Raw genomic sequence first — 25,395 nt, 5'->3', positions numbered from 1 at the left:
CGGAGAGCGCCCTGCCTGACCTCGCGCGTGACAATGGCCGGGTGAACGCGTTCGACCTCAGTGCCCTGCACCCCCGGCTCCCCTCCCCCCTGGAGCCGGTCGAGGACGAGCGCTTCACCCGGCACGGCGTCCGGCTGCTTCTGAAGCGCGACGATCTCATCCACCCCGATCTGCCCGGCAACAAATGGCGCAAGCTCGCCCCGAACGTGCTCGCGGCAGCCGGCAGGCCGGTCCTGACGTTCGGCGGGGCCTACTCCAACCATCTGCGCGCCACCGCCGCTGCGGGCCGGCTGCTGGGCTTTCGCACCATCGGAGTCGTCCGGGGCGACGAACTCGCGGGCCGCCCTCTCAACCCCTCGCTGGCGCAGTGCGCCGCGGACGGGATGCGGCTCCACTTCGTGGACCGCACGACATACCGCCGCAAGACCGAGCCGGAGGTGCTGGCCGCCCTCCTGACCGAGTACGGCGACTGCTGTGTGGTCCCGGAAGGGGGCAGCAACGCCCTTGCCGCGCACGGCTGTACGGACCTCGGGCGCGAGCTGCGCGGCGTGGCCGACGTGGCCGTCGTGGCGTGCGGGACGGGCGGGACGCTCGCGGGACTGGCCGCCGGGCTCGCACCGGGGCAGCGGGCGCTCGGCATCCCTGTGCTCAAAGGGGGCTTCCTCGGCGACGGAACGCGCGCCCTGCAGAAAGACGCCTTCGGCGGCCCCGCGGGCGACTGGACGCTGGACGAGCGCTTCCACTTCGGCGGTTACGCCCGGACCACCCCGGCGCTGGTCGCCTTTGCCGAGGACTTCGAGGCACGGCACGAACTGCCCGTCGAACGTCTCTATGTCGCCAAGATGCTGTACGCGCTCGTCGCTCTCGCCGAAGAGGGCGCCTTCGCTCCGGGAACGACCGTTGCGGCCGTGATCACAGGCAGCCCTCAGTCCTCCGCGCCCTCCCGGTAGGCGGCCGCCTCCTCCAGATCCAGCCGCCGCAGCAGCGTACGCATCATCTCGTCGTCGATCCGCCGCTCGTCACGCAGCCGGACGAAGACCTCCCGCTCGGCCTCGATGGCCTCGCGCGTGAGCCGCCGGTAGGTGTCGTCCGCGGACTCCCCGGTGATGGGATTGGCCGCCCCCAGTCGTTCCCAGACGGCGTTCCTCCGCCGCTCCACCACCCTGCGCAGCCGGTCGGCGAGCGGTCCCGGCAGAGCATTGCGCTCGTCCGCGAGCAGCGCTTCCAGAAGCTCCTCCGCCGCCCGGGACGCCTCGCTCTGGGCCTGTGCCTCGGCCAGGGTTTCCGCCTGCGCGTCGGGCTGCGGCAGCTTCAGCACCCGGATCAGCATGGGCAGGGTCAGCCCCTGCACGACGAGCGTCCCGATCACGGTGGTGAAGGTCAGGAACAGCACCAGGTTGCGGGCCGGGAAGGGCTCCCCTCCCTCCATCGTGAGCGGGATGGAGAAGGCGATCGCCAGCGAGACGACACCGCGTATTCCGGCCCAGCCGACGATCAGGGGGGTCCTCCACGTCACACCCGGCTCGCGTTCCCTGATCCGGCGCGACAGCACTCGTGGCAGGAAGGCGGAGGGGAAGACCCAGACGAAGCGCACCACGACGACGGCGACGAAGACTCCGAGGGCGTACAGCGCCGACTCCCGCACCCCGTAGGCGCCGAGCCCCTGGACGACGTACGGCAGCTGCAGCCCGATCAGCGCGAAGACGGACGACTCCAGAATGAAGGCGACCATCCTCCAGACGGCCGCCTCCTGGAGGCGGGTCGCGAAATCGACCTGCCAGGCACGGTGGCCGAGGAAGAGGGCGACGACGACGACCGCCAGAACACCGGAGGCGTGGAAACGCTCGGCGGCCGCGTAGGCGACGAAGGGGATGAGCAGGGACAGGGTGTTCTGCAGCAGCGCTTCCTTCAGATGTGTGCGCAGCCAGTGGATCGGCACCATCAGGACCAGCCCGACGGCGACACCGCCCACCGCCGCCAGGGCGAACTCCCCGATGCTGCCCGCCCAGGTCACCCCCTCGCCGAGGGCCGCGGCCACCGCCACCCGGTAGGCGGTGATCGCCGTGGCGTCGTTCACCAGGGACTCGCCCTGGAGGATCGTGGTGATGCGGTGCGGCAGACCGAGTCGGCGGGCGATGGCGGTGGCCGCCACGGCGTCCGGCGGAGCGACGACGGCGCCGAGCACCAGCGCGGCGGTCAGCGGCAGGTCCGGCACCAGCTGGTACGCGATCCAGCCGACGGCGAAGGTCGCGAAGAGCACGTAGCCGACAGAGAGCAGCGCGACGGGCCGGATGTTGGCCCTCAGGTCGAGGTACGAGCTGTCGAGGGCGGCCGTGTGCAGCAGCGGGGGCAGGATCAGGGGGAGCACGATGTGCGGGTCGAGGGCATAGTCGGGCATGCCCGGTACGTACGAGGCGATCAGCCCCGCGGCCACCAGCATCAGCGGCGCCGGAACCGGCGTCCTGCGGGCAACCCCGGCGATCGCGGCGCTCGCCGCGATCAGCGCAACCACCTGCAGCACGTCCATGCCTCATCGCCCTCACGTGCGTCGGCCTCGTCGTAACCTGGCAATCATGAGCGAGTGCCCGCATGTTCTCGACCTGCCGCACCCCGAGCCCGCACCATTGAGTCATACGTGTCCCGAATGTCTGACGGACGGGACCCATCCGGTGCAGCTCCGGATCTGCCTGAGCTGCGGGCACGTGGGATGTTGCGACTCTTCGGCGGGTCGGCACGCCTTCCAGCACTCCGAGGAGACGGGGCACCCGGTGATGCGGACCATGGAACCCGGAGAGAGCTGGCGGTGGTGCTTCGCGGACGGTTCGATCGTCTGACTCCTGGGTACGTCAACCCTCCGCCGGTTTCTCTCAATTGGGCCCCGCACACCCCTAGCCACTGTGCGTGCCCATGGGCTTACCATGAGTGACAGCGCCGGGTAGGGGTCCCGGCGACACGGCACCATGGATCGCGATAGCGTCGCCAGTCCAGGTACCGGCTGCGCACCGATGCGCAGCACTCGGCTCCGGGATCGTCCTCCTGGGGCCTCGATCGACCTTGTGCCACCTTGGAGGTGAGGGTGTCCCAGATCGCAGGCGAGCCCGGGACTCAGGACTTCGTGGAAGTCCGGCTGCCCGCTGCGGGTGCCTACCTGTCCGTGCTGCGTACGGCCACGGCCGGACTCGCGGCGCGCTTGGACTTCACCCTCGACGAGATCGAGGACCTGCGCATCGCGGTCGACGAGGCCTGCGCGATCCTGCTGCAGCAGGCCGTCCCGGGATCCGTCCTCAGCTGCGTCTTCCGGCTCGTCGACGACTCCCTGGAGGTCACGGTCTCGGCTCCGACGACCGACGGACGTGCGCCGGAGCGTGACACCTTCGCCTGGACGGTGCTCTCGGCACTGGCCGGCAAGGTCGACTCCTCCGTCGCCGACGACCGTACGGTCGCCATCAGTCTGTACAAACAGCGCGGCGCGGGACCCGGGCCGGCGTGAGGGACGAGGACGGTCCGGTGCGGGACGAGGAGCGCGGGCGTGCTGCTCCGGCGGAGCCGGTGTACGCACCGGCGGGCATCCCGGAGCAGCAGGCCAGGCCGCATCCGGTGGTGGATGGACGTGATGGCCTATCGGCCTCGGCGGAGCAGGCGCAGGCAGAGCGGGCGGCCCATATGAGCGAGCAGCACGAGCACCACGATGCGAATGACCGGAGCGAGGCGCGGTCGATGTTCATCGAGCTGCGCAAACTCCCGGAGGGGTCGCCGGAGCGCGCCGAGCTGCGCAATCGGCTGGTGCGGATGCATCTGCCGCTGGTCGAGCACCTGGCGCGGCGGTTCCGGAACCGCGGGGAGCCGCTGGACGACCTCACGCAGGTCGCGACGATCGGTCTGATCAAGTCGGTGGACCGGTTCGACCCGGAGCGCGGCGTCGAGTTCTCGACGTATGCGACGCCCACGGTCGTCGGCGAGATCAAGCGCCACTTCCGCGACAAGGGCTGGGCGGTGCGGGTGCCGCGGCGGCTCCAGGAGCTGCGGCTCGCGCTGACGACGGCGACGGCGGAGCTCTCCCAGCAGCACGGCCGCTCACCGACGGTGCACGAGCTGGCGGAGCGCCTCGGGATCTCCGAGGAGGAGGTCCTGGAGGGCCTGGAGTCGGCGAACGCGTATTCGACGCTCTCGCTGGACGTCCCCGACACTGACGACGAGTCCCCCGCGGTCGCGGACACGCTGGGCGCGGAGGACGAGGCCCTGGAGGGCGTCGAGTACCGGGAGTCGCTGAAGCCGCTGCTGGAGGACCTCCCGCCGCGGGAGAAACGGATCCTGCTGCTGCGCTTCTTCGGGAACATGACCCAGTCGCAGATCGCACAGGAGGTCGGCATCTCCCAGATGCACGTCTCCCGCCTCCTGGCCCGCACCCTGGCACAGCTCCGCGAGAAGCTGCTGGTGGAGGAGTAGGGGCGGTGCGGATGCCCCAGCAGGCTACTGGCGGGTGCGGATGCCCAGCGCCCGGGTCGTCGCCGGGTTGAGCAGGAGCACGAGGCCCGTCACCGCCACCACCGCGAGGGCGATCCCGGCCGGGATCAGGAGGGCGCCGGAGGAGCGCAGGAGGGTCCAGGCGACCGGGACGGCCATGATCTGGGTGATGATCGCCGGCCCCCGGCTCCAGCCGCGGCGCAGGAGCAGCCCGCGCGCCGCCAGCAGCGGGATGACACCGAGCGCGATGAGCGTGACGCCGCCCGTTTCGGCCTGGGAGGTGCTCTCCGGGTTGCCCGTGAGACCGCTCACCAGCATGTAGATGCCACCGGCGACCAGGGCCAGCGCCTCCAGCCCGCAGACGGCCGCCGCCGCGGTCAGACGAGCCGGACGGGACTGCGGGGACTCAGGGGTCTGCTCAGCACTGCTCACCCCAGCAGGGTAGCCGCGGCCGAGGTCCGCACTCCGGCCCGGGGCTGGGCGCGGTACTTCCCGGTAGGTACGCTGGCGCCCATGCGCGCACTCCTCGTGGTCAACCCGGCAGCAACCACCACCAGTGCTCGCACCCGGGACGTCCTCATCCACGCCCTCGCCAGCGAGATGAAGCTGGAGGCCGTGACGACCGAGTACCGCGGCCACGCCCGCGACCTCGCCCGGCGCGCGGCCGATTCCGACGAGATAGACCTCGTCGTCGCCCTCGGCGGCGACGGCACCGTCAACGAGGTCGTGAACGGCCTGCTGCACACGGGCCCTGCCCCCGAGGCCCTCCCCCGCCTCGCGGTCGTCCCCGGCGGCTCCACGAATGTCTTCGCCCGCGCGCTCGGGCTCCCGAACGACGCGGTGGAGGCGACCGGCGCGATCCTGGACGCGCTGAGCCAGCGCACCGAACGGACGGTCAGTCTTGGACTGGCGTCCGGCACGCCAGGCACGGACGACGAGGCGGCCCCGCCCCGCTGGTTCACCTTCTGCGCCGGATTCGGTTTCGACGCGGGCGTGGTCGGCCGGGTCGAACAGCAGCGGGAGCGCGGCAGGAGATCGACACACTCCCTTTACATACGCCAGGCGGCCCGTCAGTTCCTCGACGACCCGAACCGCCGGCGCGGCGCGATCACGCTGGAGCGCCCCGGCGCGGAGCCGGTCAAGGATCTTGTGATGTCGATCGTCTGCAACACCTCTCCCTGGACCTACCTGGGCAATCGTCCGATGTACGCGTCCCCCGACGCCTCCTTCGACACCGCCCTGGACGTCATGGCCCTGAGCCGGCTCTCGACGCCCGCACTGGTCCGTTACGCGACCCAGCTGCTCACCTCGACCCCCGAGCGCGGCCCGCGCGGCAAGCACGTCGCGTCGCTTCACGACCTGACGGACTTCACCTTGCATTCGAAGGTCCCACTGCCGTTCCAGATGGACGGAGACCACCTCGGACTGCGTACGAGCGTGACGTTCACAGGCGTACGCCGTGCACTGCGTGTGATTGTGTGAGCGGAACGGGCAAAAGTCCTTCCACTCGAACGTTTAGGCGCGGGTCCACCCCATGGAAGTACGGCTGTGACCTAGTCGACACCGAGGAATCAAAAAAAACTTTCCGGAAGGGGTTGTATCCGCCGCCGAGGTTTGCGAATCTCTACATGGCGATCGGGACGGCCCGCAGAACCGGCATCCCTGAGAGCCAGAACCCCTCCTCAATCTTGGACCGCAGCCAGTTCGTCTGGGCGTTGGCCCTTCCCTTGCGGGGGGATTCGTGAAAGCGTTCACATTCACAAGCAACCTGCACGTAATACCAAGAGAGGTAGCAGCCATGGACTGGCGTCACAACGCCGTTTGCCGCGAGGAAGACCCCGAGCTGTTCTTCCCCATCGGCAACACCGGTCCTGCGCTGCTGCAGATCGAGGAAGCCAAGGCCGTCTGCCGCCGCTGCCCCGTCATGGAGCAGTGTCTGCAGTGGGCGCTCGAGTCCGGCCAGGACTCCGGCGTCTGGGGTGGCCTCAGCGAGGACGAGCGCCGCGCCATGAAGCGTCGCGCCGCTCGCAACCGGGCGCGCAACGCCAGCGCCTGACGCCACCTGTTACGAGCCTGAGCCCGGCGGCGCGTACGGCGAGTACGCACTCACCGCCCCCGAGCCGCAGCGCGCAGCAGTAACTCACAGCGTTCGAGCCCCGGACCGTGTCGAAACGGTCCGGGGCTCGCTGCTGTGTCCGGCTTCCGGCCGCGCCCTCGGGACCGACCGGGGGCTGCTCAAGGGGTGCTCGTGGGCTACTTCTGGCTTTGCACGGGGATGTCGAGAACGACCCGCGTGCCGCGCTCGACACCCGGCACCATGTCGAAGGTGCCGCCCAACTCCCCCTCGACGAGCGTCCTGACGATCTGAAGACCCAGATTGCCGGCCCGCTGCGGATCGAAGCCTTCCGGCAGACCGCGGCCGTCGTCCTGGACCGTGATCAGCAGCCGCTCCTGGCCACGCGGCCCGCCACGCATCGCCGCGACCTCGACCGTGCCGTGCTCCCCCGGGGCGAAGGCATGCTCCAGGGCATTCTGCAGGATCTCGGTCAGGACCATCGAGAGCGGGGTCGCAACCTCGGCGTCCAGGATTCCGCAGCGCCCGGTACGGCGGCACACGACCTTGCCCGGCGAGATCTCCGCGACCATCGCGACAACCCGGTCGGCGATCTCGTCGAACTCCACGCGCTCGTCGAGGTTCTGAGAGAGCGTCTCGTGGACGATCGCGATGGAGCCGACGCGGCGTACGGCCTCGTTGAGCGCCTCGCGGCCGCGTACCGAATCCATCCGGCGGGCCTGCAGCCGCAGGAGCGCGGCGACCGTCTGGAGATTGTTCTTCACTCGGTGGTGGATCTCCCGGATGGTGGCGTCCTTGGTGATCAACTCGCGTTCGCGGCGCCGGAGTTCGGTGACGTCCCGGAGCAGGATGAGCGAGCCGATCCGGGTGCCCTTGGGCTTGAGCGGGATGGCGCGCAGCTGGATCACCCCGCCGCTGCCCTCCACCTCGGTCTCGCGGGGCGCGTATCCGCTGGCGAGCTTGACCAGGGCCTCGTCGACCGGGCCACGGGACGGGGCGAGTTCCGCGGTGATCTGGCCGAGGTGCTGTCCGACGAGGTCGGCGGCGAGGCCGAGACGGTGGTACGCGGAGAGCGCGTTCGGGGACGCGTACTGGACGATTCCGTCGGCGTCGAGGCGGATCAGTCCGTCGCCGGCGCGCGGGGACGCGTCCATGTCGACCTGCTGCCCGGGGAAGGGGAAGGCTCCGGCGGCGATCATCTGCGCGAGATCCGATGCCGACTGGAGGTACGTGAGCTCCAGCCGGCTGGGGGTGCGCACGGTCAGCAGATTGGTGTTGCGGGCGATGACTCCGAGGACGCGGCCCTCGCGGCGTACGGGGATGGACTCGACCCGCACCGGCACCTCCTCGCGCCACTCGGGGTCGCCCTCGCGCACGATCCGGCCCTCGTCCAGTGCCGCGTCGAGCAGCGGGCGGCGGCCACGGGGAACCAAATGGCCGACCATGTCGTCCTGATAGGAGGTGGGGCCGGTGTTCGGCCGCATCTGGGCGACGGAGACATAGCGCGTGCCGTCGAGGGTGGGGACCCAGAGGACGAGGTCGGCGAAGGAGAGGTCGGAGAGCAGCTGCCACTCCGAGACCAGCAGGTGCAGCCACTCGAGGTCGGACTCACTCAGAGCGGTGTGCTGGCGTACGAGGTCGTTCATGGAGGGCACGCTGCGAGCGTACCTTCGGTATGAACCTGACGGGACGGGGCTCCGTGGTGGAGGATGGTCCCCAAAGCGGTCCGAACGTATGGATGGACAGACAAGAATGGTCTAGTCCACAATGACTCAACAACTTCCGCCCTCCCCGCACAGGAGGACGGACCGAGGCACCCGGCGCTCTCTGCCCTGACTGCGCCGCTGCCTCCCCACGGCCGCGTGGGACCGCACACCCACCGGCCGAGCAACTCCGGGCTGCGGTGCCGGACGGGCTGAGGGTCCCGTCCCGGCGCCGCGGCCCGTGGGTTTTTCCGAGGGTGGTGCCGCCGGACCGGCCGGATCAGCGGGTCTCGGTGACCTTGGCGAGAGCGCGCGGCGCGTCCGGGTCCTGGCCGCGGGCGATGGTGACCTCGTACGCCAGCAGCTGGAGGGGGAGGATCTCCAGAACGGGCTGGACCTCCTCCGCCACGCCCTCCGTGGGCAGCACGAAGCCCGCGGACGCGGCATCGACCTGGCGCTTGGGACCGACCACGAAGAGGTCGGCCCCACGGCCGCGGAGGCGGTCGAGGACCGGCTGGAGCGCCTCACCGCCGCGGCCGTCCGTGACGACGGCGATCACCGGCGAGATGTTGTCGACCATGGCCAGCGGACCGTGCAGCAGATCGGCCCCGGAGTAGGACAGAGCCGGGATGTAGCTCGTCTCCATCAGCTTGAGGGCCGCCTCCTTGGCGGTCGGATAGCCGTAACCCCGGGACGTGATCACCATGCGCTCGGCGAAGCGGTAGCGCGCGGCCAGGGACCTGACCTCGTCCTGGCGGGCGAGGATCTGCTCGGCGAGCCCCGGCAGGACCCGCGCCGCCGAGCCGTCCCCACCCCGCAGCCCCTCGACGAAGAGGTACAGGGACAGCAGGGACGCGGTGTACGTCTTGGTCGCGGGGAGCGCCTTCTCCGGGCCGGCGAGGATGTCGACGTGGTACTCGGAGACCGCGGCGAGCGGCGAGTCCGGGTTGTTCGTCACCGCCAGGGTGACCGCACCCGCGTTCCTGGCGGCCTGCGTGGAGGCCACCAGGTCGGGCGAGCCGCCGGACTGGCTGACGGTGATGACGAGGACGTCGGTGAGGTTCGGCTTCGCGCCGTACGCCGTCGTCGTCGACATGGACGTGAGCCCGCAGGGCAACCCGAGCTGGATCTCCAGCAGGTACTTGGCGTAGAGGGCGGCGTTGTCGGATGTGCCGCGTGCGGTGAGGAGCACGAAACGGGGCTTGCGCTCGGCGATCGCGGCGGCGACCTCGCGGATCCGCGGCGCCCCCTGGTCGAGGATCCGGCGCAGCACCGCGGGCTGCTCCGCCATCTCCCCGGACATGATCCGTCCCGGCTGCTCGCTGTGTTCGGCGGACGTCGTGGCGGACATGCTGGGTGCCTCCCAAACGTGTGATGGCCGGCGTCGCCGTCAGGCTCAGTCGACCACGGAGGACCTCACCCCCGCCAGCCGGCATCCACCGTGGCGCCACCCGATTCTGCTAGATTGGTCTATACCACATACCATCGACCGATCGGCAGGCCCAGCGTGGAAGTTGTCATCGTCCCGGACGCCCATGCCGGCGGGGAACTCATCGCCGAGGGCATCGCCCACCTGCTCCGCCGCAAGCCCGACGCGCTGCTCGGCGTGGCCACCGGATCGACCCCGCTGCCGGTCTACGAAGCCCTCTCGGCGAAGGTCCGGTCGGGCGAGGTGGACGCGTCGCACGCGCGGATCGCCCAGCTGGACGAGTACGTGGGCCTGCCCCCCGGGCACCCCGAGTCGTACCGCTCGGTCGTCCTGCGCGAGGTCGTCGAGCCGCTCGGGCTCGACGCGGAGGCGTTCCTGGGCCCTGACGGGTCCGCGGAGGACGTGCAGGGCGCGTGCGAGGCCTACGACGCCGCGCTGGCCGCGGCGGGCGGGGTGGACCTCCAGCTGCTCGGCATCGGGACGGACGGGCACATCGGGTTCAACGAGCCGTGCTCGTCGCTCGCCTCGCGCACGCGGATCAAGACGCTGACCGAGCAGACGCGGGTGGACAACGCCCGCTTCTTCGACGGCGACATCGGCCAGGTGCCGCATCACGTGATCACTCAGGGGATCGGGACGATCCTGGACGCCCGGCACCTGGTGCTGCTGGCCACGGGCGAGGGCAAGGCGGAGGCGGTCGCGGCCACCGTCGAGGGGCCGGTTGCGGCCGTGTGCCCCGCCTCGGCGCTGCAACTGCATCGGCATGCGACGGTGGTCGTGGACGAGGCCGCCGCGTCGAAGCTGAAGCTTGCGGACTACTTCCGGCACACGTACGCGAACAAGCCGGTCTGGCAGGGCCTGTAGGCCTCTGCCGCGCCGCGTACCCCGGACGACGGAAGCCGGGCCGCCCCCGCGAGGGGACGGCCCGGCTTCTGTGGCTGTACGGCCGCGGGCCGCCCGCCGTCCCCCGAGCTTCACCTGGAGGGGACCCCCCATCGCCCTAGGGGAGCGAACGCCCACAGACCACTTCGGCGGCCGCGATGCCGCAGACCCGTGCCGCGCCCAGGGTGGCGACGTGGAGTGCGCCCCGCGGTGGGGCCTGGTTGAGGCCCATCTCGACGACGATCGTGTCGGGGCGGGCCGCGAGGAGGGCGTCCAGGGACTGGGCCATCCACGTGTGCCGGTGGGCGTCGCGCACGACCGCGACGATCCGGCGGTCCCCCGCGGCCAGGAGGACGTCGTCGACCGCGGCGCCCGCGTACTTTCCCGTCTCCGTGCCCGGGAGCAGTCGGGCCAGTTCCGCCGCGACGCCCCAAGGGGTCTCGTCGCCGACGGCGATGTTGGCGACCGCGGTGAACGCGGCGACGTACGGCGCCGAGGTCAGGGGCTCGAAGGGCCGCTTCCCCGCGGTGACCCGCACCGCCCGCCGCGCCGCGACGAGGCCGATGTCGGTGCTGGTGCCGGTGCTGCCGGTGCCGGGCGCGGTCCCCTCCTGTGAAGCCGCGCCCGGCTCCGATGCCGCCCCCCTGGCCCCCCGGGTCCAGTCCGCGAGCGCGCGCACGCGTGCGGCCGCGTCGGCCAGTCGTTCCTCGGGCAGCTCGCCCTCGCGCACCGCGGTGACCAGCGCATCGCGCAGCCGCAGCACGGTGTCCTCGTCGGCCAGGCCGCCACCGACACAGATCGCGTCGGCACCGGCGGCGATCGCGAGGACACTGCCGCGCTCGATTCCGTGTGTCGCGGCGATGGCCTGCATCTCCATGCCATCCGTGACGATGAGTCCGTCGAAGCCCAACTCCTTGCGCAGCAGACCGGTGAGGATCTGCGGGCTCAGGGTCGCCGGGCGGTCCGGGTCGAGCGCAGGCAGCAGGATATGCGCGCTCATGACCGACTTGGAACCCGCTGCGATGGCTGCGCGGAAAGGCAGCAGCTCACGGGCGTGCAAAGTGGCCAAGTCCACATCGATGCGGGGCATTGCGTCATGCGAGTCGACGGCGGTGTCGCCGTGCCCCGGGAAGTGCTTGGCGCATGCAGCCACTCCCGCGGACTGCATTCCCTCGACGTATGCGGCGGTGTGCCGGGCCACCAGCAGGGGATCGGCCCCGAAGGAACGCACGCCGATGACGGGATTGTTCGGATTCGAGTTCACATCAGCAGAAGGGGCCCAGTTCAGATCGACCCCGCATGCGGCGAGCCGGCGGCCCAGCTCCGCGGCCACGCCCCGGGTCAGCTCGACATCGTCGACGGACCCGAGGGCGAGGTTGCCGGGGAAGGAGGAGCCGGTACGGACTTCCAGGCGGGTGACGTCCCCGCCCTCCTCGTCGATGGCGACGAGTACGTCGTCCCGCTCGGCCCGCAACTGCGCGGTGAGGGCGGTGAGCTGCTCGGGCGAGGCGATGTTGCGGCCGAACAGGCCCACGGACGAGAGCCCTTCGCCGATCCGGCGCAGCAGCCACTCGGGCGCGGCGATGCCGACGAAGCCGGGCTGGAGGACGGCGAGTGCGTCACGCGTGAGCGTGTCGGTGCGGTGTGCGAGCGTCGTCACGGTGGCGTTATCCCTTCACCGCGCCGGCGGTCATGCCGCCGACGGCCCTGCGCTGGAGGAAGACGAAGACGATGAGCACGGGCAGGGCGAAGAGCGTGGAAGCGGCCATGGTGGCGCCCCAGTCGTCGCCGAAGGCGGTCTGGAACTGCGTCAGCCACAGCGTCAGGGTCTGTGCCTCCTTCTCCTTGTTGAGGATCAGGACCATGGCGAACTCGTTCCATGCGGTGATGAAGCCGAAGAGCGAGGTCGCCATCAGACCGGGGGCGAGGAGCGGGAAGATCACCTTGACGAAGGCCTGGCCGCGGTTGCAGCCGTCGATGAGCGCGGCCTCCTCGAGTTCCACCGGCACGGCGGCGATGAAGCCGCGCAGCGTCCAGATGGTGAAGGGCAGCACCATGACGAAGTAGATCGCCGTGAGCAGCGGGATGCTGTTCAGCATGTCCTGGTCGCGGGCGATCATGTACATCACGATGACCATGACCTCCCACGGCGCCATCTGGGCCATCATCACGGCGAGGACCAGGCCCCTTCGGCCCCGGAACCTCATCCGGGCGATCGCGAAGCTCGCGGCCAGGGCGATGACCAGGGCGATCAGCACGGCGCCGACGGTCACGGTGAGGCTGTTGACGACGTACGTCCAGAACAGGTCGACGCCGGTGGCGGTCGTGTAGTTCTCGGTCGTCGGGGTGAAGACGAAGACCGGGTCCTTGCTGAGGATCTCGCTCTGCGGCTTCAGCGAGGAGGCGACCATCCAGTAGACGGGGAAGGCGAACAGGGCGGCGATGGCGAGCGCGGCCGCGTTCTTGGCGATCACGGCGGGCCGGATCGGCTTCCTGCGGCGCACGGATGCGGTCGGGGAGGTGGCGGTCACTGCTGCTCCTCCTGCTTCAGGATCAGACGGAAGTAGAAGGACATGACGGCGATCAGCATGACGATGGTGAGCACCGAGATCGCCGCGGCGAGACCGTAGTGCCCCTGGCCGGGGCCGGTGATGTACGCGTAGACGGGGAGGGTCTCGGACGCCCGGTCGGGGCCGCCGGCGTTCATGGCGTAGACCTGGGTGAACGCCTTGAAGACCCAGATGATCTCCAGAAACGTGGTGACCATGAAGAAGGGCTTCAGGTTCGGGAAGACCACCGACCAGAAGGTCCGCCAGCCGCCCGCGCCGTCCATCCGCGCCGCCTCGTAGAGCTCGGTCCCGATCGTGGTGAGACCGGCGTACATGTTCAGTGCGACGAACGGGATCGAGCCCCAGGCCACCAGGACCGTCACGATGACGAGGGTGGACAGACCGGTCTCGAACCAGTTGTGCTGCTCGTAGCCGGCGAAGCCGAGTGTGCGCATCAGCCAGTTCATGACGCCGAACTGCTCGTCGAACAGCCAGCGGAAGACGGTGACGGACGCGACGATCGGCATCGCCCAGGCGAGGATCAGTGCCAGCGAGAGCACCAGTCGCATCTTCTTGCCGAGCCGGTTCAGGAGCAGGCCGATGAGCGTGCCGATGCCCATGATGAGGACGACGTTGGCGGCGGTGAACGCGACGCTCCGCAGGGCGACGGTCCAGAAGTCCGGATCCCCCAGCAGCTCGGTGAAGTTGTCGAACCCGATCCACTCGGGCTTGCGGGTGATCAGCTCTTTCCGGTTGACCTGCTGGAAGGAGAGGATCACGTTCCGGATCAGCGGATAGAGCAGCAGCACCGCCATGCTGAGGACCGCCGGTGCGACCAGCAGATACGGCAGCAGTCCGCCGGGCAGCGCGCGTCTGCCGCGAGGAGGCTGAAGAACCTCCTTCGTTCCGGAAGGCGGTGGCGGGGTGTTCGCCGTCCCTGCCGCCCCCCGGGGCGCGTCCGGAGGAGCGGAGGCCACCGCTCCCTGGGAGTCCACGGTCATGGTCCTCTTCCTCGCGGTTCTGGGGCTCCCGTGCCCATCGGGCGCGGCCCGCGACGAAGCGGGCCGCTGGTCGGTGCGAAGGCCGGTGGTGCGGTCGGTGCGCGCGGCGCCGACCGCACCATCGGGCGGCTGCGACTACTCCTGGTTGACGCGCTCGGTGATCACCTTGTCGGCCGCCTCGCCGGCCTTCTTGGCGTCCTCACCCTTGAGCACCTTGGTCATGAACTCCTTGATCGGGTTGGGCGCGGTCTCGACGTTCGCCCAGCCCGGGGTGACCGGGGTGATCTTGCCGACCGGCGCGGACAGCGCCATCGCCTCGGCGAAGGAACCGGCCGGCGGCGTGAACTGCGCGGCGTCGTTGTTCGGCAGCAGGCCGCCCTCGGTCGCCTGGGCGTACTTGGCCATGTGGTCCTTGCCGGCCGCCAGGGCCAGCCACTCCTTGGCCAGGTCCTTGTTGGCGGAGCGCTCGGCGACGGCGAGGTTCGAGCCGCCGAAGAAGACGGAGCCCGGCTTGTCGGCGGTCTTGCCCGGGATCGGGAAGTAGCCGAAGTCGGCGGTCTTGCCTGCCGTCTTCATCGCGTCGATCGCGCCGCCGGCCTCCCAGCCGAGACCGATCCAGGACGCGACCCCGCCCTTGGGGACGACGTCCGTGGACTGCTGCGGCGTCGCCTCGTCCTTGTCCTTCGGGGCGGTCGAGTAGGACTGCAGCTCCTTGTAGAAGTTCATCGCCGCGACCGCCTCGGGGGAGGACAGGTTGCCCTTCCACTTGTCGCCGTCCTTGACCGCGAGGTCACCGCCCTCGTCCCAGACGAAACCGGCGTACACGTACCAGCTCTGGCCGGGCAGGTAGATCGGCTGGACCTTGGAGTCCGACGCCTTGATCTTCTTCAGACCGGCGATCCACTCGTCGCGGGTCTTCGGCGGGTTCACGCCGGCCTTCTTGAAGAGGGCCTTGTCGTAGACGACGACACGGTTCGCGGCGTACCACGGTGCGGAGTAGAGCTTTCCGTCCAGCTCGGCCGAGGCGAGCATGCCCTTGTTCCAACCGTCGTAGCCGAGCTCGGCCTTGTCCTCGGTGAGGTCGGCGAGGCCACCGGTGACGGCGTAGCCGGCGGTCTGGGTGTTGCCGAGCTCAAGGACGTCCGGCGGGGTGTCCTCGGAGAGGGCCGTGGTGACCTTCTCCTGGATTCCGTTCCACTGCTGGGTCTCGACCTTGACCTTGACGCCCTTGTGCTTGGCCTCGAACTCCTTGTTGACCTCCGCGATCCAGGCCTCCGGAGCGGACCCGTCCATGACCCAGACGGTGAGAGTCTTGTTGCCCCCGGCGTCGCTCTTGCCCTCGCCGCCCTTGTCGCTGTCGGAGCCACATGCGGCAATGCTGACCATCATGCCCGCGACGCCGATCGCCGCGATGAGCTTGCGCTTCACGCCACCCTCCTCAGGGATGCTGCAACCCCCCGCCCACCGCGAAGACATACGGAGGCATACGCCGAGTACTGCTCGTGGGGCTGGGACTTGGTCTTTAATGGTTTAGACCAGTACTCGGGAGCTTGGCCTAGACCTTTAGGGGTGTCAAGGGTGTATAAGAAGGGCTGTCGCGTCCGTTATCGGACCGACACCTGAGGGAGGGCGACGACCCGTGACCGGAGCGTGCCACCATGTGAGCCGCAACAGACGGAGGTGCCGGTGACGGCAGCAGCACACGAGTCGGGAAGGCAGGCCATGGCCACGGACGGGGGCGGCACCGAGGCCGAGAACGGGACGGGAACCCGTACCGCGCGCGTGCCCAAGTACTACCGGCTCAAGAGGCACTTGCTCGACATGACGGAGACGCTGCCGCCCGGCACGCCCGTACCGCCCGAACGCACGCTCGCCGCCGAGTTCGACACCTCGCGCACGACGGTCCGGCAGGCCCTCCAGGAGCTGGTCGTCGAGGGCCGGCTGGAGCGGATCCAGGGCAAGGGCACGTTCGTCGCGAAGCCCAAGGTGTCACAGGCCCTCCAACTCACCTCCTACACCGAGGACATGAAGGCGCAGGGCCTGGAGCCCACCTCTCAACTACTGGACATCGGATACGTCACGGCCGACGACACACTGGCCGGCCTGCTGGACATCTCGCCGGGCGGCCGGGTGCTGCGGATCGAGCGGCTGCGGCTGGCGAGCGGCGAGCCGATGGCGATCGAGACGACCCATCTGTCGGCAAAGCGCTTCCCCGCGCTGCGGCGGTCGCTGGTCAAGTACACGTCGCTGTACACGGCGCTGGCCGAGGTGTACGACGTCCATCTGGCGGAGGCCGAGGAGACGATCGAGACCTCGCTGGCCACGCCCCGCGAGGCGGGACTGCTCGGTACGGACGTGGGCCTGCCGATGCTGATGCTGTCCCGGCACTCCCTGGACAGGAACGGCGAGCCGGTGGAGTGGGTGCGGTCGGTGTACCGCGGCGACCGGTACAAGTTCGTCGCGAGGCTGAAGCGGCCCGAGTCGGACTGAGGGCCGGGGAGTCCGGGGGCCGGCCTCCGGAAACAGCACAGCGCCGCGCGGCCGCGGCGGCCGGAGACGGACCGGCCGGGCCCCGGGTCCCCCGGGAGGCGGCCGAACGGTCCGGATGAGCGGTTGAGCGGTCGGAATCAGCCGCCGAGCGGTTGAATTCGGCCGCTGAGCGGCCGCCCCGTGCCGCTGGGCGATTACTGCGTCCGTTATTCGGACAAGGGTTCCATCAAGCGGAACCGTCGCCTAGATTTCGTGCGCGTTACATCAGCGCAGCTGATCAGCGACGGGACGGAGCCGCTCATGCCCGAAGTACCCGAACACAGAAAACCGATCGTCACGCCGGTACGGACGGTCGTGGCCCTCTGCCTGATCGCGCCGTTCGTCGCGATGCTCTGGGTCGGCTCGTACGCGAAGGTCGAACCCACGTTCGCCGGGATGCCGTTCTTCTACTGGTACCAGATGCTCTGGGTCGTCGTCTCGACGGCGCTGACGATGGTGGCCTACGTGCTGTGGCAGCGTGACCAGCGCGCCCGCAAGGAAGGTGCGTCGAAGTGAACGACGGCGTGAACGGCGTCGCACTCGCCGTCTTCATCTTCTTCTTCCTGGCCGTCACGGTCATGGGCTTCCTCGCGTCGCGCTGGCGCAGGGCCGAGAACGAGAACAGCCTGGACGAATGGGGCCTCGGCGGCCGCTCGTTCGGCACCTGGGTGACCTGGTTCCTGCTGGGCGGTGACCTCTACACCGCGTACACCTTCGTCGCCGTACCCGCGGCGATCTACGCGGCGGGCGCGGCGGGCTTCTTCGCGGTGCCGTACACGATCCTCGTCTACCCGCTGATCTTCACCTTCCTGCCGCGGCTGTGGTCCGTGTCGCACAAGCACGGCTATGTGACGACGTCCGACTTCGTGCGCGGGCGCTTCGGCTCGAAGGGGCTGTCGCTGGCGGTCGCGGTGACCGGCATCCTCGCGACGATGCCGTACATCGCGCTGCAGCTCGTCGGCATCCAGGCCGTGCTGGACGTCATGGGCGTCGGCGGCGGCGAGAACACGAACTGGTTCATCAAGGACCTGCCGCTGCTGATCGCCTTCGGTGTGCTGGCGGCGTACACGTACTCGTCCGGGCTGCGGGCGCCGGCGCTGATCGCCTTCGTCAAGGACACGCTGATCTACATCGTGATCGCGGTCGCGATCATCTACATCCCGATCAAGCTCGGCGGTTTCGACGACATCTTCGCCAAGGCGGGCGACGCGTACGCGCAGATCAACCCTGCGACGGACAAGCCGCGAGGCGCGCTGGTGCCCGGGGAGCTGGGCCAGTGGGGTTACGCCACGCTGGCGCTCGGCTCGGCGCTCGCGCTCTTCATGTATCCGCACTCGATCACGGCGACGCTGTCCTCGCGCAGCCGTGAGGTGATCAGGCGCAACACGACGATCCTGCCGCTGTACTCGCTGATGCTGGGGCTGCTGGCGCTGCTCGGCTTCATGGCGATCGCTGCCGGGGTGAAGGTGACCAACGGTCAGCTCGCCATCCCGCAGCTGTTCGAGAACATGTTCCCCGACTGGTTCGCGGGTGTGGCCTTCGCGGCCATCGGCATCGGCGCGCTGGTGCCGGCAGCGATCATGTCGATCGCCGCGGCGAATCTCTTCACGCGGAACATCTACAAGGACTTCCTGAAGCCGGACGCGACACCTGCGCAGGAGACCAAGGTGTCGAAGCTGGTGTCGCTGCTGGTGAAGGTGGGTGCGCTGGCCTTCGTCCTGACAATGGACAAGACGGTCGCCATCAACTTCCAGCTGCTGGGCGGCATCTGGATCCTGCAGACCTTCCCGGCGCTGGTCGGCGGCCTCTTCACACGGTGGTTCCACCGCTGGGCGCTGATCGCGGGCTGGGCGGCCGGCATGCTGTACGGCACGATGGCGGCGTACGGGGTCGCGAGCCCCACGCAGAAGCACTTCGGTGGGTCGTCGGCGGAGATTCCCGGGATCGGGGAGATCGGCTACATCGGTCTGACGGCCTTTGTGCTGAACGTGGTGGTCACGGTCGTCCTGACGTTCGTGCTGCGTGCGGTGAAGGCGCCAGACGGGGTCGACGAGACGTCCCCGGAGGACTACACGGCGGACGCGGGGGACGCGGGTGTGAAGGCGGAGCTCCCCACGGTCGGCGCGAGCACGCACTGACCCACGGAAAGCTCTCGTCCGCGATCGGCGCAGGCTCGGTGAGCCTGCGCCGATCGCCGTCTCACGGCGGGGGCCTCTACGCGCGCCCGTGCGCGCCCGGGCCGACGTCGTCGCCGTGAGGAAGACTGCCGGCATGGACTTCATCATCAGGCGCGCGGAGCCCGCCGAGTACGAGACGCTCGGGGCGATCACGGCGGAGGCGTACCTCGGGGACGGGCTGCTCGACTTCGGGGAGGACGACGAGTACCTGCACACCTTGCGGGACGTGGCGGCGCGCGTCGAGGACGCCGAGGTACTGGTCGCCGTTGAGGCGCAGGGACGGGTGCTGGGCGGGGTGACCTTCGTCGTGTCCGGCGGCCCGTGGGCCGACATCGCCCGCGAGGGCGAGGCCGAGTTCCGGATGCTCGCCGTGGCCAGGGAGGGCCGCGGCAAGGGCGCCGGCGAGGCGCTCGTCCGGGCGTGCGTCGACCGGGCACTGGTCACCGACGGGTGCGTGCGGCTCGTCCTGTCCACGCAGCCCTCGATGCACACCGCGCACCGCATCTACGAGCGCCTGGGCTTCGTACGGACCCCCGAGCGGGACTGGGAGCCGGTCCCCGGGCTGGCCCTGCTGACGTACGCCCTGGAGCTCCGTCCGACGCCGTGACACAACATGTGGTGGGTGACGCAACTCCCCGCCCCCACATGTATGCTCATGCTCGCTGTCGCCGCAGGGGAATCCGGTGCGAACCCGGAACTGTCCCGCAATGGTGTGCCGGCGCGCATGTGTGCGCGCCTGCGAGTCCAAGGACCTGCCGACGGTGCGCCCGGACCGTCCGGCCCGGGTGCCCAAACGTCCGGGCCTCGCGGAAAAGGCCGGTGGACGCGGCGCACCTGCCCCCACAGGCGTGCGCCCGTGCCCCGAGCGCCCCGCCGGCCCCGAGCCGAGCGAGGGAGAGCACCCCGTGACCATCGCGCCGCCCGATCCTGCTTCAGTGCAGCGTGCAGACAAAGCCGATGGGCCAGGCACCGCGCTGCTGCGGACCCTGACCGGCCTCACCGCCGACCTCCCCGACACCGACCCGGGCCGGGTCGCCGCCGCCGCGCTCCGCGGCCGGCAGGCGGGCTCGGACGAGGCCGAGCTGCGGGATCTCGCGACCGAGGCGGCCGCGGGGCTGATCTCCGAGGACCCGGCGTACTCGCGGCTCGCGGCCCGGCTGCTGAGCCTCACCATCACGGAGGAGGCGACCTCACAGGGGGCGACCGCCTTCTCCGACTCCATCGCCGTGGGCCACCGCGAGGGCCTGATCGCAGACCGGACCGCCGCGTTCGTACGCACCCACTCCGCCCGGCTCGACGCGCTGATCGACGGCGCCGCGGACGACCGCTTCGGCTACTTCGGTCTGCGCACTCTCTACAGCCGCTACCTCCTGCGGCACCCGATCGCACGCAAGGTCATCGAGACGCCGCAGCAGTTCATGCTGCGCGTGGCCACCGGGCTCGCCGAGGACGACTCGGTCCGCGCCCTCGACGAAGTCGCCGCGCTCTACGGGCTGATGAGCCGGCTCGACTATCTGCCCTCGTCCCCCACGCTCTTCAACTCCGGCACCCGCCACCCGCAGATGTCGTCGTGCTATCTGCTGGATTCCCCGCTCGACGAGCTCGACTCCATCTACGACCGCTACCACCAGGTCGCGCGGCTCTCGAAGCACGCGGGCGGCATCGGCCTCTCGTACTCCCGTATCCGCTCCCGCGGTTCGCTGATCCGCGGCACCAACGGCCACTCCAACGGCATCGTGCCGTTCCTGCGGACCCTCGACTCGTCGGTCGCCGCCGTGAACCAGGGCGGCCGCCGCAAGGGCGCGGCCTGCGTCTACCTGGAGACCTGGCACGCGGACATCGAGGAGTTCCTGGAACTGCGCGACAACACGGGCGAGGAGGCGCGCCGTACGCACAACCTCAACCTCGCGCACTGGATCCCCGACGAGTTCATGCGCCGGGTGAACGGGGACGCCGACTGGTCCCTCTTCTCCCCGGCCGATGTGCCCGACCTCGTGGACCTGTGGGGCGACGACTTCGACGCCGCGTACCGGAAGGCGGAGTCGGCAGGCCTCGCCCGCAGGACCATTCCGGCACGCGACCTCTACGGCCGCATGATGCGCACCCTCGCGCAGACCGGCAACGGCTGGATGACCTTCAAGGACGCCTCCAACCGGACCGCCAACCAGACCGCCGAGCCCGGCACGGTCGTGCACTCCTCCAACCTCTGCACCGAGATCATCGAGGTCACGAACGACGGCGAGACGGCCGTCTGCAACCTCGGCTCGGTCAACCTGGGCGCCTTCGTCACCCCGGCCGGTGACATCGACTGGGAGCGGCTCGACGAGACCGTCCGCACGGCCGTGACCTTCCTCGATCGGGTCGTCGACATCAACTTCTACCCGACCGAGCAGGCGGGCCGCTCCAACGCCAGGTGGCGCCCGGTGGGCCTCGGCGCGATGGGCCTCCAGGACGTCTTCTTCAAGCTCCGGCTGCCCTTCGACTCGGCGGAGGCGAGGGCCCTCTCCACGCGCCTCTCCGAGCGGATCATGCTGGCGGCGTACGAGGCGTCGTGCGAACTCGCCGAGCGCAACGGCCCGCTGCCCGCCTGGGAGCGGACGCGCGCCGCGCGCGGAGTGCTGCACCCCGACCACTACGACGTCGAGCTCACCTGGCCCGAGCGCTGGGCGGCGCTGCGCGGGCGGATCGCGACCAGCGGCATGCGCAACTCCCTCCTCCTCGCGATCGCGCCGACCGCGACCATCGCTTCGATCGCGGGCGTGTACGAGTGCATCGAGCCCCAGGTCTCCAATCTCTTCAAGCGCGAGACGCTGTCCGGTGAGTTCCTGCAGGTCAACTCCTATCTGGTGGACGACCTGAAGAAGCTCGGCGTCTGGGACGCGCAGACCCGGGAGGCGCTGCGCGACTCCAGCGGCTCGGTGCAGGGCCTCAACTGGATCCCGGCGGACGTGCGGGAGCTGTACCGCACGGCGTGGGAGATCCCGCAGCGCGGCCTGATCGACATGGCCGCGGCCCGCACCCCGTTCCTGGACCAGTCGCAGTCGCTGAACCTCTTCATGGAGACGCCGACCATCGGCAAGCTCAGCTCGATGTACGCGTACGCCTGGAAGCAGGGCCTGAAGACGACGTACTACCTGCGCTCCCGCCCGGCGACCCGCATCGCCCGCGCCGCATCCGGCGCGAAGCCGGTGGCCACCACCGTCCCCCAGCAGCAGGCCGCCCCCGACGCCGACGCGATCGCCTGCTCCCTTGAGAACCCCGAGTCCTGCGAGGCCTGCCAGTAATGTCCCACCCGTCGCCCGCCCCCCACCCCTCGACGACGGCGCTTCGCGCCGACACCTCCCGGATTCCGAAGAATCTGCTGGACCCGGGCTTCGAACTGACGCTCCGTCCGATGCGCTACCCGGACTTCTACGAGCGCTACCGGGACGCCATCAAGAACACCTGGACCGTGGAGGAGGTCGACCTCCACTCCGACGTCGCCGACCTCGCCAAGCTCTCGCCCGGCGAGCAGCACATGATCGGCCGGCTCGTGGCCTTCTTCGCGACCGGCGACTCGATCGTCGCGAACAACCTCGTGCTGACGCTCTACAAGCACATCAACTCCCCCGAGGCGCGGTTGTATCTCTCCCGCCAGCTCTTCGAGGAGGCCGTGCACGTCCAGTTCTATCTGACGCTGCTGGACACCTACCTTCCCGACCCGGAGGACCGCACGGCAGCTTTCGCCGCCGTCGAGAACATCCCTTCGATCCGCGAGAAGGCGCAGTTCTGCTTCCGGTGGATGGACTCGGTCGAGACGATCGACCGCCTGGAGACCAGGGCCGACCGCCGCCGCTTCCTGCTGAACCTGATCTGCTTCGCGGCGTGCATCGAGGGGCTGTTCTTCTACGGCGCCTTCGCCTACGTGTACTGGTTCCGCTCCCGCGGCCTGCTGCACGGTCTCGCCACCGGAACGAACTGGGTGTTCCGGGACGAGACGATGCACATGAACTTCGCCTTCGAGGTCGTGGACACGGTCCGCAAGGAGGAGCCGGAGCTCTTCGACGACGAACTCCGGCAGCAGGTCACCGACATGCTGAAGGAGGCGGTGGAGGCGGAGCTGCAGTTCGGGCGCGATCTGTGCGGTGACGGCCTGCCGGGCATGAACACCGAGTCGATGCGCGAGTACCTGGAGTGCGTCGCCGACCAGCGGCTCACCCGGCTCGGCTTCGCCCCGGTCTACGGCTCGCAGAATCCGTTCTCCTTCATGGAGCTCCAGGGCGTCCAGGAGCTGACGAACTTCTTCGAGCGCCGGCCGTCCGCGTATCAGGTGGCGGTCGAGGGCTCCGTCGACCTGGACGCGGACTTCTGACGGTTCTGCCGGACACATGCGGGCGGGGGCCCGGACCGGGTGACGGTCCGGGCCCCCGCCCGCTCCGCGTCCCGGTGCTCCGCCTCACGCAGCCCGCGGTCGATGGCGCGGTCCCTTGCGTACCCGATGAGCGACGGAAGGCCGACGAACACGAGCATCCCGACGATGACGAGGTAGGTGAGGAATGTGTTCATGCCCTCCACTCTCGCCTTCGGGCTCCCGGAATATCAGTGGCAGGACTGTCGGCAACCATCGAATTACTGCCACACTGGATCCATGCTGAAGAACGTGGCAGCCGTCCTGCTCGACGGCGTACACCCCTTCGAGCTCGGAGTCCTCTGTGAGGTCTTCGGCCTCGACCGCAGCGACGACGGACTCCCGGTCCACGACTTCGCCGTGGCCTCGGCGGAGGGGCCGCAACTGCGAACCCACGCCGGTTTCACGCTGGCCGTGGAGCACGGGCTCGACCGGCTGGCGGAGGCCGATCTGATCGCCGTGCCGACCGGGAGCAACTACACGGAGCGTGAGTACCCGCAGGAGCTGCTGGAGGCGCTGCGCGCGGCCGTCGACCGGGGTGCGCGGGTGCTCTCCGTGTGCACCGGGGCCTTCGTGCTGGGGGCCGCGGGGCTGCTCGACGGCCGGCACTGCACCACTCACTGGCGCCATGCGGCCGCACTGGCCGACCGCTGTCCGCGGGCGCTCGTCGACCCCGATGTGCTGTACGTCGACGAAGGGCCGGTGATCACGTCGGCCGGCACCGCGGCCGCGATCGACGCCTGCCTGCATCTCGTGCGCAGTGAGTACGGCCCGGAGGTCGCCAACAAGATCGCCCGCAGGATGGTGGTGCCGCCGCATCGCGACGGCGGGCAGGCGCAGTACATCGACCGGCCGCTGCCGCGCACCCGGTGCGACACGGTGGGCGAGGTGCTCGCCTGGATGGAGCGGCACCTCGACCGTGAGCTGACCGTGGAGCAGTTGGCGGAGCGGGCCCACATGTCACCGCGGACCTTCGCGCGCCGGTTCCACCAGGAGACGGGGACGACGCCGTACCGCTGGCTCCTGCGCCAGCGGGTGCTGCTGGCGCAGGAGTTGCTGGAGGCCACGGACGACACGGTGGACGCGATCGCGGGCCGCGCGGGCTTCGGCAACGCGGCCGCGCTGCGCCACCACTTCCTCCGTACGCTCGGGACGACGCCCAACACGTACCGGCGCACGTTCCGCGGGCCGGTACGTGCGGCCTGAGCGGGCCCGGCGGGCCTGAGCGGGCGGCGGGCCCGGGCGGGTTCGGCCGGACCCGGGCGAACTCAGATTCCGCAGCTCGACGCGGACCAGAAGCGGCTCCCGCGGTGATCGACGTGCGCGTGGTCGCCGTGGCCCGGGTAGCCGGGGCCGAGGATGCCGTTGAAGCCGTGGTTACGGGCCTGCTGGGCGAGCTTGCACAGGGAGTGCGGGCCCGCGCCGAGGTCGGCGGCGTCACCGTACAGATGGCGGCTGTCGGAGGCTCCGCCGACCGCGCTGTTGCAGGCGTACGAACGGAAGCCGCTGGTCACGGTGATGGGCTGGTCACCGAGGGCGTGCCGCATGGCCTCCAGCTTCCACATCGTGCGCAGTGCGTTGGACTTCGCGGTGGCCGCGCTCACCGCACCGCCCGCCCAGGTGGAGTTGCAGTCGTTGAGCTCGGCGTAGCTGAAGTGGATCGGGGTGCAGTCGTCGTCCTGGAGGGCGTAGAGCTTGCTGAAGGTGGCGGGGCCCGCGATGCCGTCGGCGACGAGTCCGTACGCCGACTGGAAGCGCTTGACCGCGGCGGCGGTCGCCGGGCCGAAGTCGCCGTCGATGGCGAGGACGCCACCGTAGCCCGGGTAGCCCGCGACCCGGATCTGCAGCTGGGTGACGTCGGCGCCGGAGGTCCCCTGGGAGAGGGTGCGGGACCAGGTGTAGCAGCCGTCGGCGTGGGCGGTACCGGCCGTGGCCATCACCCCGCCCACACTGGCAACCATGAGCATGACAAAGGACAGCAGGAGTCGTGCGGTACGTCTGGGCATCGGCCCTCCAGGGCAAGTCCACCGGATGAGAGACGTGCGAGTGCACGCATGAGACTGGCGGGACGGTCGACGCGCGTCAACAGGGCATGGACAGCCGTCATTTGTCCGCCCATTGGCAGTCCACCGGCGGCAAGGCGAGGGCCCCGCACCGGTCACCGGAACGGGGCCCTCACCACGCGGACACGACGTCGGTC

General features: G+C 69.9%; 24 protein-coding genes and 1 riboswitch. Of the genes, 14 read left to right on the top strand and 10 right to left on the bottom strand.

Annotation, left to right across the window (positions count from 1 at the left end):
• Positions 1 to 41 precede the first annotated feature (41 nt).
• Positions 42 to 950 (top strand): 1-aminocyclopropane-1-carboxylate deaminase/D-cysteine desulfhydrase, encoded by a 909-nt coding sequence (locus ABT078_RS28270; RefSeq protein ID WP_351232509.1) that lies wholly within the window; start codon positions 42 to 44, stop codon positions 948 to 950.
• Here ABT078_RS28270 and ABT078_RS28265 read toward each other — a convergent pair.
• On the bottom strand, positions 926 to 2,527 hold the full coding sequence (locus ABT078_RS28265) for a Na+/H+ antiporter (RefSeq protein WP_351232507.1): 1,602 nt from the start codon (positions 2,525 to 2,527) through the stop codon (positions 926 to 928). The genes ABT078_RS28270 and ABT078_RS28265 overlap by 25 nt on opposite strands.
• A gap of 46 nt (positions 2,528 to 2,573) precedes the next feature.
• On the opposite strand from ABT078_RS28265, the gene ABT078_RS28260 reads away from it, so the two are divergent.
• The 3 genes from ABT078_RS28260 to ABT078_RS28250 all read left to right on the top strand — a co-directional run bounded on the left by ABT078_RS28260 (position 2,574) and on the right by ABT078_RS28250 (position 4,446).
• On the top strand, positions 2,574 to 2,834 hold the full coding sequence (locus ABT078_RS28260) for a UBP-type zinc finger domain-containing protein (protein ID WP_351232505.1): 261 nt from the start codon (positions 2,574 to 2,576) through the stop codon (positions 2,832 to 2,834).
• Positions 2,835 to 3,076: 242 nt separating this feature from the next.
• Entirely contained in the window at positions 3,077 to 3,490 is a 414-nt protein-coding gene (locus tag ABT078_RS28255; protein ID WP_100111349.1) for an ATP-binding protein, read from the top strand.
• Between the two features lie 17 nt (positions 3,491 to 3,507).
• The gene (locus tag ABT078_RS28250; protein WP_351232575.1) at positions 3,508 to 4,446 is read left to right on the top strand and encodes an RNA polymerase sigma factor SigF; all 939 of its coding nucleotides are present in this window, start codon (positions 3,508 to 3,510) and stop codon (positions 4,444 to 4,446) included.
• Between the two features lie 24 nt (positions 4,447 to 4,470).
• Here ABT078_RS28250 and ABT078_RS28245 read toward each other — a convergent pair whose 3' ends face one another.
• Positions 4,471 to 4,896: a hypothetical protein gene (locus tag ABT078_RS28245; protein ID WP_351232502.1), complete on the bottom strand. Its 426-nt coding sequence runs from the start codon at positions 4,894 to 4,896 to the stop codon at positions 4,471 to 4,473.
• 81 nt (positions 4,897 to 4,977) lie between these two features.
• Between ABT078_RS28245 and ABT078_RS28240 the strand changes: the two genes are divergently transcribed.
• Together ABT078_RS28240 and ABT078_RS28235 are read left to right on the top strand one after the other, a co-directional pair.
• Positions 4,978 to 5,946, top strand: a complete 969-nt coding sequence (locus ABT078_RS28240; protein WP_351232500.1) for a diacylglycerol/lipid kinase family protein — start codon at positions 4,978 to 4,980, stop codon at positions 5,944 to 5,946.
• Positions 5,947 to 6,262: 316 nt separating this feature from the next.
• Positions 6,263 to 6,520 (top strand): WhiB family transcriptional regulator, encoded by a 258-nt coding sequence (locus tag ABT078_RS28235; RefSeq protein ID WP_003953983.1) that lies wholly within the window; start codon positions 6,263 to 6,265, stop codon positions 6,518 to 6,520.
• A gap of 197 nt (positions 6,521 to 6,717) precedes the next feature.
• Here the strand turns inward: ABT078_RS28235 and ABT078_RS28230 are convergent, their stop codons facing one another.
• The gene (locus ABT078_RS28230; protein ID WP_351232573.1) at positions 6,718 to 8,184 is read right to left on the bottom strand and encodes a sensor histidine kinase; all 1,467 of its coding nucleotides are present in this window, start codon (positions 8,182 to 8,184) and stop codon (positions 6,718 to 6,720) included.
• Between the two features lie 337 nt (positions 8,185 to 8,521).
• Positions 8,522 to 9,592 carry an SIS domain-containing protein gene (locus ABT078_RS28225; protein ID WP_351232498.1) on the bottom strand — a complete coding sequence of 357 codons (1,071 nt, stop codon included), beginning with the start codon at positions 9,590 to 9,592 and terminating at the stop codon, positions 8,522 to 8,524.
• A 156-nt stretch (positions 9,593 to 9,748) separates the two neighbouring features.
• Between ABT078_RS28225 and nagB the strand changes: the two genes are divergently transcribed.
• A complete protein-coding gene (nagB, locus tag ABT078_RS28220) occupies positions 9,749 to 10,534 on the top strand; it encodes a glucosamine-6-phosphate deaminase (protein ID WP_351232496.1) in 786 nt (261 codons plus the stop codon).
• Between the two features lie 136 nt (positions 10,535 to 10,670).
• On the opposite strand, the gene ABT078_RS28215 is transcribed toward nagB, so the two are convergent.
• The 4 genes from ABT078_RS28215 to ABT078_RS28200 all read right to left on the bottom strand — a co-directional run bounded on the left by ABT078_RS28215 (position 10,671) and on the right by ABT078_RS28200 (position 15,530).
• Positions 10,671 to 12,212, bottom strand: coding sequence for a glycoside hydrolase family 3 protein (locus ABT078_RS28215; RefSeq protein WP_351232494.1), 1,542 nt, complete (start codon positions 12,210 to 12,212; stop codon positions 10,671 to 10,673).
• Positions 12,213 to 12,219: 7 nt separating this feature from the next.
• Positions 12,220 to 13,056, bottom strand: coding sequence for a carbohydrate ABC transporter permease (locus tag ABT078_RS28210; protein ID WP_502981368.1), 837 nt, complete (start codon positions 13,054 to 13,056; stop codon positions 12,220 to 12,222).
• A 23-nt stretch (positions 13,057 to 13,079) separates the two neighbouring features.
• Entirely contained in the window at positions 13,080 to 14,102 is a 1,023-nt protein-coding gene (locus ABT078_RS28205) for a carbohydrate ABC transporter permease (protein WP_351232492.1), read from the bottom strand.
• A gap of 135 nt (positions 14,103 to 14,237) precedes the next feature.
• Positions 14,238 to 15,530 carry an extracellular solute-binding protein gene (locus tag ABT078_RS28200; protein ID WP_351232490.1) on the bottom strand — a complete coding sequence of 431 codons (1,293 nt, stop codon included), beginning with the start codon at positions 15,528 to 15,530 and terminating at the stop codon, positions 14,238 to 14,240.
• 294 nt (positions 15,531 to 15,824) lie between these two features.
• On the opposite strand from ABT078_RS28200, the gene ABT078_RS28195 reads away from it, so the two are divergent.
• The 6 genes from ABT078_RS28195 to ABT078_RS28170 all read left to right on the top strand — a co-directional run bounded on the left by ABT078_RS28195 (position 15,825) and on the right by ABT078_RS28170 (position 23,159).
• Complete coding sequence (locus ABT078_RS28195) at positions 15,825 to 16,592, top strand: GntR family transcriptional regulator (RefSeq protein WP_351232569.1); 768 nt, start codon at positions 15,825 to 15,827, stop codon at positions 16,590 to 16,592.
• Positions 16,593 to 16,892: 300 nt separating this feature from the next.
• Positions 16,893 to 17,147, top strand: coding sequence for a DUF3311 domain-containing protein (locus ABT078_RS28190; protein ID WP_351232488.1), 255 nt, complete (start codon positions 16,893 to 16,895; stop codon positions 17,145 to 17,147).
• Positions 17,144 to 18,769 (top strand): monocarboxylate uptake permease MctP, encoded by a 1,626-nt coding sequence (gene mctP / locus ABT078_RS28185; RefSeq protein WP_351232486.1) that lies wholly within the window; start codon positions 17,144 to 17,146, stop codon positions 18,767 to 18,769. The genes ABT078_RS28190 and mctP overlap by 4 nt, the downstream gene beginning before the upstream one ends.
• 133 nt (positions 18,770 to 18,902) lie before the next feature.
• On the top strand, positions 18,903 to 19,415 hold the full coding sequence (locus tag ABT078_RS28180) for a GNAT family N-acetyltransferase (RefSeq protein WP_351232484.1): 513 nt from the start codon (positions 18,903 to 18,905) through the stop codon (positions 19,413 to 19,415).
• 42 nt (positions 19,416 to 19,457) lie between these two features.
• Positions 19,458 to 19,582, top strand: a riboswitch (cobalamin riboswitch).
• A gap of 131 nt (positions 19,583 to 19,713) precedes the next feature.
• Positions 19,714 to 22,092: a ribonucleoside-diphosphate reductase subunit alpha gene (locus ABT078_RS28175; RefSeq protein ID WP_351232482.1), complete on the top strand. Its 2,379-nt coding sequence runs from the start codon at positions 19,714 to 19,716 to the stop codon at positions 22,090 to 22,092.
• On the top strand, positions 22,092 to 23,159 hold the full coding sequence (locus ABT078_RS28170; protein ID WP_351232480.1) for a ribonucleotide-diphosphate reductase subunit beta: 1,068 nt from the start codon (positions 22,092 to 22,094) through the stop codon (positions 23,157 to 23,159). Before ABT078_RS28175 ends, ABT078_RS28170 begins: the two co-directional genes overlap by 1 nt.
• Here the strand turns inward: ABT078_RS28170 and ABT078_RS28165 are convergent.
• Positions 23,114 to 23,353 (bottom strand): hypothetical protein, encoded by a 240-nt coding sequence (locus tag ABT078_RS28165; RefSeq protein ID WP_351232478.1) that lies wholly within the window; start codon positions 23,351 to 23,353, stop codon positions 23,114 to 23,116. The genes ABT078_RS28170 and ABT078_RS28165 overlap by 46 nt on opposite strands.
• An 82-nt stretch (positions 23,354 to 23,435) precedes the next feature.
• Between ABT078_RS28165 and ABT078_RS28160 the strand changes: the two genes are divergently transcribed.
• Positions 23,436 to 24,401, top strand: coding sequence for a helix-turn-helix domain-containing protein (locus tag ABT078_RS28160; protein ID WP_351232476.1), 966 nt, complete (start codon positions 23,436 to 23,438; stop codon positions 24,399 to 24,401).
• A 62-nt stretch (positions 24,402 to 24,463) separates the two neighbouring features.
• Here ABT078_RS28160 and ABT078_RS28155 read toward each other — a convergent pair whose 3' ends face one another.
• Positions 24,464 to 25,201 (bottom strand): D-Ala-D-Ala carboxypeptidase family metallohydrolase, encoded by a 738-nt coding sequence (locus tag ABT078_RS28155; protein ID WP_351232474.1) that lies wholly within the window; start codon positions 25,199 to 25,201, stop codon positions 24,464 to 24,466.
• Between the last annotated feature and the right edge of the window lie 194 nt (positions 25,202 to 25,395).

The sequence above is a fragment of the Streptomyces sp. NPDC002133 genome, assembly GCF_040296405.1.
Taxonomy (GTDB): Bacteria; Actinomycetota; Actinomycetes; order Streptomycetales; family Streptomycetaceae; genus Streptomyces.
This window is presented reverse-complemented; position numbering and strand designations above follow the sequence as displayed.